The organism is Ideonella sp., from assembly GCF_041914305.1.
Classification (GTDB): domain Bacteria; phylum Pseudomonadota; class Gammaproteobacteria; order Burkholderiales; family Burkholderiaceae_C; genus Ideonella.
In genome coordinates, this window is record NZ_JAYSDQ010000024.1 from 81,118 (window position 1) to 95,061 (window position 13,944).

The following is a 13,944-nucleotide window of genomic DNA, read 5'->3' on the forward strand; positions in this document are numbered from 1 at the left end:
AACCCCCGGTCCAACCAGCGTGTTCACGAGATGACGCACAAAACCTGGGTTTGGGCGACGCACCAACCTCGCATCAGGCTGGGGGGCGGTGCGCGGCAGGGCGATTTCGGGCGCGCCGAGAAGCGCAGGCGTCGTGGCGGCGAGCGCAGCGAGCTTCGTGAACTGACTCGCTGGCGACTGTTTGAACGCAGCGAACGCAGTGAGCGAAGTGAGTTCGACAGCGGCCACGATGCCGAGCATCGCAGGGGACCCTCGGCGCAGCCGAGGGCGCGAACGCATGAGCCCTGGCGCGCAACGCGCCCCGGCCGCCACGCCAACCGCGCCCATGAAGGAAGCCGCCCATGAAGCGCAACCCCGCCGCCTGGGCCTTCGTGCTGCCCGCGCTCACCGTCATCGGCCTGTTCTTCGTCGTGCCGGTGCTGGCCGGCCTGGCCCTGAGCCTGACCGACTTCGATCTCTACGCGCTGGCCTCGCTGGGCAACCTGCGCTTCGTCGGGCTGGACAACTACGCCCAGGTGCTGGCCCGCCCCTTGTTCTGGCAGGCGCTGGGCAACACCGCCTACTTCGTCGTGCTCGGCGTGCCCTTGTCGATCGGGCTGTCGCTGGGCTGTGCGGTGCTGCTGCAGTCGAAGCTCGCGCGTTTCAAGCCGCTGTTTCGAACCGCGCTGTTCGCGCCGGTGGTCACCACGCTGGTCGCAGTGGCCGTCGTCTGGCGCTACCTCTTCCATGTGCGCTACGGCTGGATCAACCAGATGCTCGGCCACGTCGGCATCGCGCCGATCGACTGGCTGGGCGACCCGCAGTGGGCGATGCCGGCGATCATCGTCTTCGCTGCGTGGAAGAACTTCGGCGGCAACATGATCATCTTCATCGCCGCGCTGCAGGCCGTGCCCGAAGACCTGTACGAAGCCGCGCGGCTGGACGGCGCCAACGCCTGGCGCCAGTTCTGGCATGTGACCTTGCCGATGCTCGGGCCCACGCTGCTGATGGTCAGCATCCTCACCATCGCCGGCTACTTCCAGCTCTTTGCCGAACCGTATGTGATGACGCAAGGCGGCCCGCTGCAAAGCACGGTCAGCGTGCTGTACCTGATGTACGAAGAAGGCTTTCGCTGGTGGAACCTGGGCGCCGCGTCGGCGGTGGCCTTCGTGCTGTTCGCGATCATCGTGGCCGTCACGCGTGGCCTGATGCTGTTCGCGCAGCGCAAGGGGGCCGCATGAAGGGCCGCACCGTGCGGGCGATCGCCGTCAACGGCACGCTCGCGGTCGCCGCGCTGCTGACCGTGGCGCCGCTGCTGTGGATGGTGGCCGCCTCGCTGATGCGCCCGGGCGAAGCGAGCAGCTTTCCACCACCGCTGCTGCCGAGCGAGCCGACGCTGGAGCACTACCGCGCGCTGATCGTCCAGGGCGGCATCGCGCGCCAGTTCGCCAACAGCCTCGGGCTGGCGATCGCGGCGACGCTACTGTCGACCAGCTTCAACACGCTGGCCGGCTACGCGTTTGCCAAGCTGCATTTCAGCGGCCGCGACAAACTCTTCAGCCTGCTGATCGGCGCACTGGTGATCCCGGGCCAGGTGGCGATGTTGCCGCTGTTCCTGATGCTCAAGAGCATGGGCCTGGTCAACAGCTACGCCGGCGTGCTGGTGCCCTCGCTGGCCGGCATCTTCGGCATCTTCCTGGTGCGGCAATATGCGCGCGGCATCCCCGATGAACTGATCGAAGCCGCGCGCATGGACGGTGCCGGCGAGTTCAGGATCTTCTTCTCGGTCGTGCTGCCGCTGCTGACCCCCGTGCTGGCCACGCTCGCGGTGTTCGCCTTCCTCGGCAGCTGGAACGATTTCATGTGGCCGCTGATCGTGCTGACCGACGGCGAGCTGCACACGCTGCCGGTCGCGCTGGCGAGCCTGAGCCGCGAGCATGTGCAAGACAGCGAGCTGATGATGGCCGGCGCGGTGGTCACCGTGCTGCCGGTGCTGGCGCTGTTCCTGGTGCTGCAGCGCTACTACCTGCAGGGCCTGACGATGGGGGGCGTGAAGCAATGAAGCACCACGTCGGCTGGGGCCTGCTGCTGTGCGCGGTGTCGGCGGTTGCCGCGCCGGGCGACATCACGCTGGTCGACAACTTCCGCAGCGGCGAAGGCTGGCAGGTCAGCGCATCGGACCAGGTCGAGGCCCGCTGGCGCGCCGAGGCCAACGCCCGCTGCCTCGACTACGACTTCCACGGTGTCTCGGGCTATGCGGTCGCGCGGCGCGCGCTGCCACCGGTCGATCTGCCGCCCGACTATGAATACCGGCTGCGCGTGCGTGGCCAGGGCCCGGCCAACCACTTCCAGTTCAAGCTCACCGACGCCGGCGGCGACAACGTCTGGTGGGTGAACCACCCCGACATGCGTTTCGAGTCACGGCCGCAAGCGCTGCGCTTCAAGCGGCGCCAGATCCAGTTCGCCTGGGGCCCGGCGGCCGACAAGACGCTGCGCCGCCCCGAAGCGCTGGAGCTGGTGGTGGCCACCGGCAGCGGCGGTGGGCGCGGCTCGGTCTGCTTCGAGCGGCTCGAGCTCGTCGAACGCACGCCGGCACCCGCTTCATGGCCCGCGCCACGCCTGTCGGTGCGTGGCCTGTCGGCGGCGGTCGATTTCGGCCTGACGCGTGAGTTCAGCGGCCTGCAGCTGCACTGGCCGCCGACCGGTCAACGCCCCCACGGCTACACGATCGATGCGCAAGACGAAGCCGGCCGCTGGCACCGGCTGGCCCAGGTGCGCCGCGGCGCCGGCCCGCTCGACGCGCTGTTCCTGCCCGAGCGCGAAGCGCGCCGGCTGCGCATCACCGCGTCGCCCGGCGAAGGCACGCGCCCCGGCCTGGCCGCCTTGCGCGTCGAGCCGGTCGAGCCCGGCGCGTGGCGCTCGCCAGACGACGCCACCGCCGCGCGCGCCAGGCGCCTGCCGCCGGGCCTGTACCCCCGCACCTACCTCGGCGAGCAGAACTACTGGACGCTGTTCGGCGTCGACGGCGGTGGCGCTCACTCGGCACTGTTGTCGGAAGACGGCGCGGTCGAGCCCGGCCCCGGCAGCCCCAGCATCGAGCCGTTCGTGCTGCTCGAAGGCGAGCGCGGCAACCCACCGACGTTGGTGAATTGGGCCGACGTGAAGATCAGCCACACGCTGCCCGAGGGCTACCTGCCGCAGCCGCGCGTGCACTGGGCCCACCCGGCGTTCACGCTGGACATCGACGCCGGCGCGTCGGGCGATGGCACGCGCCCGACCGGCCATGCCCGCTACACGCTGCGCGCCACTGGCGCGCGCCCGCTGGCGGCCACGCTGCTGCTGGTCGCGCGGCCGTGGCAGGTCAACCCGCCGCAGCAGTTCTTGAACCGGCCGGGTGGTGCCAGCCCCTTGTCGCGCGTGGCCTGGCAAGACGGCCTCTGGCGGCTGAACGACACGCTGGTGTTGCGCCCCACGCCAGCGCCAGCGCACGCCTGGGCCGGCGGCGGGGCCGACTGGCCGGTCGCCTTGGCCTTGGCCAACGACGAACCCGTTCAGGCATTGACAGAGGCCACGCCGTGGCGCGACGCCGAGGGCCGCGCCGAATCGGCACTGGCCTACCCGCTGCAGGTGCCGGCCGGCGGCGAAACCCAGATCGCGCTGAGCTGGCGCATGACCGGCGTACAGGCCCTGCCGCGCCGCATCGACGAGGTCAACGCCGCCCTAGCCGCCAGCGCTGCCGCCTGGCGCACGCGGCTGAACCGCGTCGGCCTGCAGCTGCCCGCGGCCGGCCAGCGCGTGCACGACACGCTGCGCAGCGCACTCGCGCAGATCCTGCTGTCACGCCGCGGTGCCGCGCTGCAGCCGGGCACCCGCTCGTACGCGCGCAGCTGGGTGCGCGACGGCGCGATGATGGTCGCCGGCCTGCTGCGGCTGGGCGAGACCGACGCGGCGCGCGAGTTCGTCGACTGGTATGCGACGCAGCTGTTCGCCAACGGCAAGGTGCCCTGCTGTGTCGACGCGCGCGGCGCCGACCCGGTGCCCGAGAACGACAGCCACGGCCAGTTCGTCTACGCCGTCGCCGAACTCTGGCGCTTCACGCACGACCGCGAACGCCTGCAGCGCCACTGGCCGGCGGTGCAACGCGCGGTGCGCTACATGGATCAGCTGCGGCAAAGCGAGCGCACGCCGGCCAACCGCCAGCCGGGCCGTGAAGCCTTCTACGGCCTGATGCCGGCCTCGATCAGCCACGAGGGCTATTCCGACAAGGCGATGCACTCGTACTGGGACGACTTCTGGGCCTTGCGCGGCTACAAGGACGCGGTGCTGCTGGCCCAGGCCATGGGCGACGAGGCGGCGGCGCGCGAATTCACCGGCTGGCGCGACGAGTTCGCCGGCGACCTGGCGGCCTCGGTGCGCGCTGCCACGGCGCAGCACCACCTCGGCGTCATGCCCGGCGCGGCCGAGCTGGGCGATTTCGACCCCACCTCGACCACCGTGGCGCTGAACCCGGCGCAGGCGCAAGACCTGCTGCCGCCCGGCCTGCTGGACGCCACCTTCGAGCGCTATTGGCGCGAGTCGCAACAACGCCGCGACGGCACACGCGCCTGGGTCGACTACACGCCCTACGAGCTGCGCAGCGTCGGCGCGCTGGTGCGCCTGCGGCAGCCCGAGCGGGCGCTGGCGATGCTCGACTTCTTCTTCGCCGACCAGCGCCCGGCCGGCTGGGCCCAGTGGGCCGAGGTCGTGATGCGCGACCCGCGCGAGAAGCACTTTCTCGGCGACATGCCACACGCCTGGGTCGCGTCCGACGCGATCCGCTCGCTGCTCGACCTGTTCGTGCATGACAACGACGGTGGCGACGGCGACCACCTGGTGCTGGCCGCCGGCCTGCCCGCGGACTGGCTGGGCCAGGGCGTCGCGGTGCACGGCCTGCCCACCCCGCACGGCCTGCTCAGCTACCGCACGCGGCGGGTGGCCGAGGGCCTGCAGTTCGACATCGACGCCGGCCTGACCCCGCCGCCGGGCGGCCTGCGCGTGCGCTGGCACGGCCACGAACAGCGCATCGACCACCTGCCGGCATCGCTGGTGCTGCCGGACGCGACCACCTCCACCCCTAGCGAAACCCCATGACGAACCCGCCCGACATCGACCGCCGCTCTCTGCTGGGCCTGCCGCTGGCCTTGGCCGCTGCGGCCGGCCACGCCGCCACCGCCCCGGCCGACGGCCACCAGGCCGAATGGGCCACGCCCGCCAGCCTGACGCTGCAGGCCACGCTGCGCCACTGGCTGTACCTGCCGGCCGGCTACCACGAGCGGCCCGACAAGGCCTGGCCGTTGATCGTCTTCCTGCACGGCTCGGGTGAGCGTGGGGCGCAGCTCGACCGCGTCAAGGCCCACGGCCTGCCCAAGCTGCTGGCGGCAGGCCAGGCGATCCCGGCCATCGTCGTCTCGCCGCAGTGCGACGACGACCTCGACTGGGACCCGCACCTGCTGCATGCGCTGCTGCTGGCGTTGCGCGGCACCTGGCGCATCGACCCGCGCCGCGTCAGCGCCACCGGCCTCAGCATGGGCGGCGGGGGCTGCTGGGACTGGGCCATGGCCTACCCCGACGACCTCGCCGGCATCGCCCCGGTCTGCGGCTACGGCAGCCACCTGCGCCTCGCGCGCATGCGCGGCGTGCCGGTGCGGGCCTACCACGGTGCCGACGACAGCGTGGTGCCGCTCAGCGCGCAGCAAACGCTGGTGACCGAGCTGCGCGGTCTGGGCGGCCAGGCCGAGCTGACCATCTACCCCGGCGTCGGCCACGACGCCTGGAACCCCGCCTATGCCGACCCCGCGCTGCTGGCCTGGCTGCTGGCGCGGGTGAAGGCCGGCGCCTGATGCCGATGGCCACGCCCTCGCTGCACCGCATCGCCAGCCCGTCGGGCCTGGCGGCCAGCTTCAATGCCAACGGCAGCCTGCGCGAGCTGCGCTGGGGCGACGAGCTGTGCGTGCACATGTTTCCCGGCAACGCACTCGAAGCCGGGCAGACCCAGCTGGTGCTGCGCCGCTGGGCCGGCACCGGGGGCATTCAACTGTTGCCGCTGCTGGGCCCGCACAGCCCGGCGCGCTGGCATGCCGAGGGCGACCGCTTCATCGCCCGCGGCGAGTGGCTGGGCCTGGCCTTCGAGCTGACGCTGCTGCTGGCCCACAACGAGCCCGCGTGGTTCTGGCACCTGGCCTTGCACCATGCGCGCGGCGACCAGCCCTGCAGCGTCGACCTGATCTACCAGCAGGACGTGTCGCTCGCGCCGCACGCCGCGCTGCGGCTGAACGAGTACTACGTCAGCCACTACCTCGACTTCACGCCGCTCGACCATGCGCGGCAGGGCCGCCTGCTGGCGGTGCGGCAGAACCAGCCGGTGGGCGGGCGCCACCCATGGGCGCTGATCGGCTCGCTGCGCCACGCGCGGGCCCATGCGACCGATGCGCTGCAGGTGCTCGGCCTGGGTCACCGCTTTGGAGAGACACCGCCGGGTTGGCAGGCCGGCCTGCCCGACACGCGGCTGCAGCAAGAGCAGGCGATGGCCGCGCTACAGGACGCACCGTTGAGCCTGGCCCCGGGCGAGCGCGCGGTGCTCGGCTTCTTCGGTGGCCTGCAGGCCGACCACCCGGCCGCCAGCGGCCCTGCCGACGCGGCGTGGGCCGACCGGCTGCTCGCCCTGCCCGAGGCCACGCCGCCGGCCGCGCTGCCGCCCGCCGCACTGCAGGCGACCTGGCAGCCGCCGCGGCCCAGCCTGTTCAGCCACGCACCGAGGCTGCAGGCCCAGCCGCTCACCGACGCCGACTGCCACGCCCTCTTCGGCCCGACCCGCGCGCATGACGAACACGGCCCCGATGGCGCGCTGTGGTCCTTCTTCACCGCCGACGGCGAACACGTCGTGCTGCCGGCCAAAGAGCGCGCGGTGCTGCGCCCACATGGCCACCTGCTGCGCAGCGGCGCGCACCTGGTGCCCGACGAAGCCGCGATGACCTCGACCTGCTGGATGGGCGGCACCTTCCACTCAATGGTCACGCAGGGCCACGTCAGCATCAACCGCCTGCTGTCGACGGTGCATGGCTCGCTGGGCCAGAGCCGCTCGCAGGGGCTGCGTGTGTTCGTGCGCCGCGCCGGCGAGTGGCGGCTGCTCGACCAGCCGTCGGCGTTTGCAATGGGCGAGCGCCGTGCACGCTGGTGGTACCGCGACGACCAGGGGCTGATCGAGGTCGTGGCCGCCGCGGCCGCCGAGTCGCCTGAACTCACGCTGCATTGGCGCTTTCTCGACGGGCCGCCCACCGATGGCCTGGTGACCCACCACCTGGCGCTGAACGGCGACGACGGCGAGGTGCCGGGCCGCGTGGCCGTGCACCACCGCGCCGACGGCGGCCTGTGGCTCGCGCCGCCGGCCGGCAGCGCACTGCACACACGATTCCCGTCAGGCGGTTTCGTTATCGCGCCCGACGGGGCCGACAGCCGCTTGCTCGAAGTGGCCGGTGCCGAGGCGCTGTTTCACGACGGCGAAGACCACGACGTGCCGATGCTGTGCCTGCACTTCGCGCCGGCGCCCGAGATCGGCCTGCGCATCCGCGGCGAGCTGGTCGAGGCGACGCCCCCGGCCGAGCCCAAGCTGCCCACCTTGCAGGCGCCCCGTTTGCGCGCGGCCCAGGGCCAGGCCGACGCGCTGTCGAGCAGCCTGCCCTGGTTCCAGCACAACGCACTGGTGCACTACCTGGCCCCGCGGGGGCTCGAGCAGTACTCGGGCGGCGGCTGGGGCACGCGCGATGTCTGCCAGGGCCCTGTCGAGCTGCTGCTGGCGCAGGGGGCCCACGCGCCGGTGCGCGACCTGCTGACCCGCGTCTTCAGCGCGCAGAACCCCGACGGCGACTGGCCGCAGTGGTTCATGTTCTTCGAGCGCGAACGCACCATCCGCGCCGGCGATTCGCACGGCGACATCGTCTTCTGGCCGCTGCTGGCGCTGGGCCAGTACCTGCTCGCCAGCGGCGACGCGGGCCTGCTCGACGCGCAGCTGCCCTTCTACACCGAGCCCGCCGACAACGCCGACCACGCGCCGCTGTGGCAACACGCCGAGCGCGCGCTGGCGCTGATCGCCCGGCGCCGCATCGCCGGCACGGCCTTGGCCGCCTACGGCCATGGCGACTGGAACGACTCGCTGCAACCGGCCGACCCGCGCCTGCGCGAACACCTGTGCAGCAGCTGGACCGTGACGCTGCACGCGCAGATGCTGGGCACCCTGGCCCAGGCCTTCGAGATGCTGGGCCAGACGCTGCGCGCCGAGGCGATGCACGCCGAGCGCCAGCGTGTGCAGGCGGACCTGCGGCGCTGGCTGATGCCCCCCGCCTCGCCGGCGCCCAACGCGCCAGCGGTACTGACCGGCTACGCACTGTTCGACCCACCCGGCCAGCCGCCGCAGCCGCTGCTGCACCCGAGCGACACGCGCACCGGCGTGCGCCACAGCCTGCTGCCGATGGTCCATGCGGTGCTGGCCGACCTGCTGAGCCCCGACGAGGCCGACGAACACTTCGCACTGATCGAGCAGCACCTGCTGGGCCCGGACGGTGCGCGCCTGTTCGACGCGCCGTTCGCCTACCGCGGCGGGCCGCAGCAGTTGTTCCAGCGGGCCGAAAGCAGCAGCTACTTCGGCCGCGAGATCGGGCTGATGTACACCCACGCCCATCTGCGTTATGCCGAGGCGCTGGCCCACCTGGGCCGGGCCGAGGCGTTCTGGCAGGCGTTGAACCTGACCCACGCGGTCGACCTGCGCCAGCGTGTGCCCAGCGCCGCACCGCGCCAGGCCAACTGCTACTTCTCCAGCTCCGACGCGGCCTTCGCCGACCGCCACCAGGCCAGCGCCGGGTACGAACGCGCGCTGCGTGGCGAGGTGCCGCTCGAAGGCGGCTGGCGCGTCTACTCCAGCGGCGCCGGCATCGCGCTCGGCCTGGTGCAGCGCTGCCTGCTCGGCCTGCGCCCCCGCGCCGACGCCTGCGTGATCGACCCGGTGATCGCACCGTCGCTCGGCACGCTGCAGGCCGAGACCACGCTGGCGGGTCACCGGGTCACGATCGATTGCCAGGTTGGTGCCCGTGGGTACGGCGTGCTGACGGCCGAGTTGAACGGCACGGTGTTGCCCCTCACACTCGAACCGAACGCCTACCGTGAAGGCGGCGCGCGCGTCGACTGGGCAGATATGGCGCCGTGGTGGCAGCCCGGCGTGAACAGGCTGCGCCTGCTCGTCGCCTGAGCTAGTGCCGCCACATTTTGAAGTTAGGGGTAGCCGGGCCACCCACCGCCCCCTAGATTGCGTCGCTCTACATTTGTGGGAGCGACGATGAGACACCGCAACTCTGGCCGGCAGATGCTTCTGGCCGCCTGCCTCGGCACCCTCGGCGTGGCCGCTCAGGCTGAACCGGCCCGCTATGAGTGCCGCTACCTCGTCGACCGCAGCGGCGCGGACGGCGCGGTACCGCTGTCGATCAACCAGCGCGGTGAGGTGGTGGGCTTTGCCGGCATCACAACCCCGTGGGGGTTCCAGGCCGTGATCTGGAAGCCCAACGGCCACCAGCACGCGTTGCCGGGGCTGGTCGCCGACAGTGGGCTGACCGTCGCCTCCGACGTGAACGACAAAGGCCAGGCCGTCGGCCACGGCGACGGCAAGGCGGGGAACATCCGCGCCATCGGCTGGAAGAAGGACGAACCCGCTCGGATCCTGCCGCCACTGAACGGCGGCGCCTTGCGCGGCGCGGCCACGGCGATCAACAACGCCGGCGACATCGTCGGCTTCAGCGACGCGGCCGAGGCCACAGAGATCGACCACGCCACGCTCTGGCGCGACGGGCTGGCGGTCGACCTGGGCACGCTCGGCAGCCGGGCGGGCCAATTGCAGCGCGCCAGCCGCGCCACCGACATCAACGAGGCCGGCGTCATCGTCGGCGAAAGCGAGCTGCCCGGTGTCGACGGCGTGCACGCGGTGCGCTGGGACACGCCGAAACGCATCGTCGACCTCGGCACGCTGCCCGGCGACGGCACCTCCAGTGCGCAGGCGGTCAACTTGTCCGGCACCGCGGTGGGTTACAGCGAGACGGCATTCGTCTCGCGCCTGCCGGTCGCCTGGCCCGCCAGCGGCATCCGGGCACTCGGCCTACCACCCGGCCACCTGAATGGCGAGGCCTGGGGCGTGAACGACCACGACGTGGTGGTGGGCGACAGCGCAATGACTGGTATCGCCCCGCATGCGGTCGTCTGGTTCGGCCTCGATGCGGAACCGGCCCTGTTGGACGACCTCGTCGACGGCGGCTGCATCGACGCCGCGGGCCGTTCGCACCAGCTCACGCGCGCCTATGCCATCAACAACAGCGGCACCATCGCCGCGATGAGCCGCGCCTACCAGAACGGGCAGTTCGTGACCACCACCTTCAAACTGACGCCGCACTGAGCCTCGGGGCATCGGGCGGGCGAGGCGCTTCGGCCGGTGACCAGGCCCTCGCCCGACCCGCCACGATGCCGCGCTCAGCGCCCATACCAGTTCGCGGCCGGCCGCGCCAATTGCAACCGATTGATTTCCTCGTAACTGCGCATCGCAACCACCCCGCGATTCATCGACTGGTCTTACTGGTCCTATAGTGGTTTTCTCTCGTGACGGGTCCGGCCCTCGGCCGGATCATCACGGCCGAGGGGCACGCAGCGCGTGCCCTGGGTCCGTTCAAGAGATCAAACCCAAGGAGTTGGAACCATGTCCGACCAGATTCCGTCGCGGCGCGCGCGGCTCGACTGGCTGATGGCCTTGTCGGCCGCGGTCGCGGTCGCCGCGGGCACCGCCCCGGTGGCTGCCGAAGCGGCCACCGTGCAGGCCGCTGCACCCGCCTGCCAGCCGTGGGCCGCCGAGATCGCCTACTCGCAGGGCGACACCGTCACCCGCAACAGCCTGACCTACCGCGCCAACTGGTGGACACAGGGTGAAGACCCGGCCACCCACAACGGCGGCAGCGGCAGCGGCCAACCGTGGACGCAGGTGAGCAGCTGCGGCACACCGCCGCCTCCCCCGCCACCGCCCCCTCCCCCCCCGCCCCCACCACCGCCACCTCCTCCCCCCCCGCCGCCGCCCCCGCCGGGTGACTGCGAGGCGTGGAAGCCCAGCGTGCGCTACCTGAAGGGCGCGCTGGTGACCGAGAACAAGGTCGGCTACAAGGCGGTGCTGAAGAGCACCAACCAGGAGCCGGCCACCAACAACGGCCCCAAGGGCAGCGGCGAGCCGTGGCGCAAGACCACCGCTTGCGACACCCCACCGCCGCCTCCGCCCCCGCCGCCGCCACCCGGTGGCCACCACCTGATCGGTTACTGGCACAACTTCACCAACCCGTCGGGCAACACCTTCCCGATCGCCCAGGTCAGCAACGACTGGGACGTGATCGTCGTGGCCTTCGCCGACAACGCCGGCAACGGCAACGTCAGCTTCACGGTCGACCCGAGCGCGGGCAGCGAGGCGCAGTTCATCGCCGACATCAAGGCCAAGCGCGCCGCGGGCAAGAAGGTGGTGCTGTCGTTCGGTGGCCAGAACGGCTCGGTCTCGCTGAACAACGACACCGAGGTCGCCAACTTCGTCAACAGCACCTACGCGCTGCTGGTGAAGTACGGCTTCGACGGTATCGACCTCGACATCGAGACCGGCGTGTCACAGGGCGCCCCGATCCAGGCCAACCTGGTCAAGGCGGTCAAGCAGATCAAGGCCAAGTACGGCCCGGGCTTCTACCTGTCGATGGCACCCGAGCACCCGTATGTGCAGGGCGGCCTGATCACGCTGGGCAGCATCTGGGGCGCCTACCTGCCGATCATCGACGGGCTGCGCGAAGAGCTGAGCGTCATCCACGTCCAGTACTACAACAACAACAGCTTCACCTACAACGACCCGCCGAAGTACACCGTCGTGCAAGAGGGCACGGTGGACGCGCTGGTCGGTGGCAGCCTGATGCTGATCGAAGGCTTCACGACCGACTACAACACCGGCTGGAAGTTCAACGGCATCCGGCCCGACCAGGTGGCCTTCGGCGTGCCGTCGGGCCCCAGCTCGGCCAACACCGGCTTCGTCAGTGCCGCCACGGTGTCGGCCGCGCTGAACTGCCTGACCAAGCTGACCAACTGCGGCACGATCAAGCCCAAGGTGGCCTACCCGACCTACCGCGGCGCGATGACCTGGTCGATCAACTGGGACAAGCACGACGGCTACAACTTCTCGAAGCCGACCCGCGCCGCGCTCGACAGCCTGCCCTGAGTTCTCCGGGGGTGTGACCGCCCCCTTTGACGCACCGGGCCGGCGGGCCCGTGCATCACGCCCCGGTTCGCGAAAGCGAACGCGGGGCGTTTTTTCGCTTAGAAGGTGCGAAGGAGCCCGGCGTGGCCGAGCAGGCCGGCCAAACGGCGAGCATTTGCAACGACGAGTGGGGCGGTTTGGGCGGGATGAGCGGCGTTGCCGCCCCCTTCACACCGTCTCAGACCTGCGGCAACAGAAAGCGCCGTTCCCAGGCGCTGACCTCGCGGTCGTAGTGGTCGAACTCGACCTCCTTGACCGCCAGCAGCCCGGTGACGAAGTCGTCGCCCAGCAGGCGGCGCGCATGCGCGCTGTCGGCCAGGCGTTGCCAGGCTTCGCGTGGGCTGCGCGGCAGCGCGTGGCCGTGCGCGTAGCCGTCACCGCTGATCGGCTCGGTCGCCGCCAGGCCTTCTTCGATGCCGGCCAGGCCCGCGGCCAGCGTGGCCGCGATTGCCAGGTAGGGGTTGGCATCGGCGCCCGCCACGCGCTGCTCGACGCGCCGCGCGGCCGGGCTGCTTTGCGGCACGCGCAGGCCGGCGGTGCGGTTGTCGTAACCCCACTGCAGGTGGATCGGCGCCTGGCTGCCCTTGACGAAGCGGCGGTACGAGTTGACGTGCGGCGCCAGCAGCAGCATCAGATCGGGCAGGTAGGTCTGCAGCCCGGCGATGAACTGGCGGAACAGCGGCTGCTCGTCGCCATTGGCGGCGCTGAAGACGTTGCGGCCCGCGCGGTCGACGACGCTGACGTGCAGGTGCATCGAGCTGCCGGCCTCGTCGGGCAGGGGCTTGGCCAGGAACACCGCATTGAGGCCATGCTGGATCGCGACCTCGCGCGCCGCGTGCTTGAACAGGAACGCCTGGTCGGCCACCTCCACCGCGTCGCCATGCCACAGGTTGATCTCGTACTGCGAGCAGCCGACCTCGTGGATCCAGGTGTCGGCGCGGATGCCCAGTGTCTCGATCGCCTGCTGGAACGCGCCCCAGAACGGCGCCAGCTCGTTGAGCATGTTCAGGCTGAAGGCCGACTGGCCGACCTCGGCGCGGCCGAGCCGCCCGGGCGGCGGGCGCAGCGCCTCGTTCGGGTCGACGCAGGGCGCGCTGAGGTAGAACTCGATCTCGGGGGCCACCACCGGCGCCCAGCCGCGCTCGGCGTAACGCGCGAGCACCGACTTCAGCAACGAGCGCGGTGCGAAGGCGCAGGGCCGGCCGTCCAGCTCGATGCAGTCGTGGATCGCCATCGCCCGCGGCTGGTCTGCCGGCGCCCAGGGCGCCAGGCGCACGGTGGCCAGGTCGGGCACCAGGCGCACATCGGGGTCGTCGTCGGGGAAGATCGGGTCGTACGAATACTCGCCGGTCACCGCCTGCATCGGGATGGCCTGCGCGATGCGCAGCTCTTGCCCGGCCAGGAAGGCAGCCGCGGGCATCAGCTTGCCGCGTGGGTAACCCGTCACGTCGGGGAACAGGCATTCGACCTGGCGCACGCCGGCGTGCTGCAGCAGGTGGGCGATGTCGACGGGCAGCTCAGCACTCATGAAACGAAGGACGGCAGTGGCGAATGTGCGATCTTCGCCGAAGCCGCTCGCGCCACGCGGGCATCGGCCGGCTCGGGCCAAAACACAGTGTTCAGCC

8 protein-coding genes are annotated in these 13,944 nt (G+C 71.3%); 7 read left to right on the forward strand and 1 reads right to left on the reverse strand.

The window, feature by feature from the left end; genetic code table 11:
- Positions 1-341: 341 nt before the first annotated feature.
- The 7 genes from ACE3SG_RS25400 to ACE3SG_RS25430 all read left to right on the forward strand — a co-directional run bounded on the left by ACE3SG_RS25400 (position 342) and on the right by ACE3SG_RS25430 (position 12,280).
- Complete coding sequence (locus ACE3SG_RS25400; protein WP_374569035.1) at positions 342-1,220, forward strand: carbohydrate ABC transporter permease; 879 nt, start codon at positions 342-344, stop codon at positions 1,218-1,220.
- Positions 1,217-2,041, forward strand: a complete 825-nt coding sequence (locus ACE3SG_RS25405) for a carbohydrate ABC transporter permease (protein ID WP_374569036.1) — start codon at positions 1,217-1,219, stop codon at positions 2,039-2,041. The genes ACE3SG_RS25400 and ACE3SG_RS25405 overlap by 4 nt, the downstream gene beginning before the upstream one ends.
- Positions 2,038-5,109: a hypothetical protein gene (locus ACE3SG_RS25410; protein ID WP_374569037.1), complete on the forward strand. Its 3,072-nt coding sequence runs from the start codon at positions 2,038-2,040 to the stop codon at positions 5,107-5,109. The genes ACE3SG_RS25405 and ACE3SG_RS25410 overlap by 4 nt, the downstream gene beginning before the upstream one ends.
- The gene (locus ACE3SG_RS25415; RefSeq protein WP_374569038.1) at positions 5,106-5,858 is read left to right on the forward strand and encodes a dienelactone hydrolase family protein; all 753 of its coding nucleotides are present in this window, start codon (positions 5,106-5,108) and stop codon (positions 5,856-5,858) included. Before ACE3SG_RS25410 ends, ACE3SG_RS25415 begins: the two co-directional genes overlap by 4 nt.
- Complete coding sequence (locus ACE3SG_RS25420) at positions 5,858-9,256, forward strand: hypothetical protein (RefSeq protein ID WP_374569039.1); 3,399 nt, start codon at positions 5,858-5,860, stop codon at positions 9,254-9,256. Before ACE3SG_RS25415 ends, ACE3SG_RS25420 begins: the two co-directional genes overlap by 1 nt.
- An 87-nt stretch (positions 9,257-9,343) precedes the next feature.
- Positions 9,344-10,447, forward strand: a complete 1,104-nt coding sequence (locus ACE3SG_RS25425; RefSeq protein ID WP_374569040.1) for a hypothetical protein — start codon at positions 9,344-9,346, stop codon at positions 10,445-10,447.
- A gap of 297 nt (positions 10,448-10,744) precedes the next feature.
- A complete protein-coding gene (locus ACE3SG_RS25430; RefSeq protein WP_374569041.1) occupies positions 10,745-12,280 on the forward strand; it encodes a chitinase in 1,536 nt (511 codons plus the stop codon).
- A gap of 217 nt (positions 12,281-12,497) precedes the next feature.
- On the opposite strand, the gene ACE3SG_RS25435 is transcribed toward ACE3SG_RS25430, so the two are convergent.
- Positions 12,498-13,847 carry a glutamine synthetase family protein gene (locus ACE3SG_RS25435; RefSeq protein WP_374569042.1) on the reverse strand — a complete coding sequence of 450 codons (1,350 nt, stop codon included), beginning with the start codon at positions 13,845-13,847 and terminating at the stop codon, positions 12,498-12,500.
- Positions 13,848-13,944: the final 97 nt, after the last annotated feature.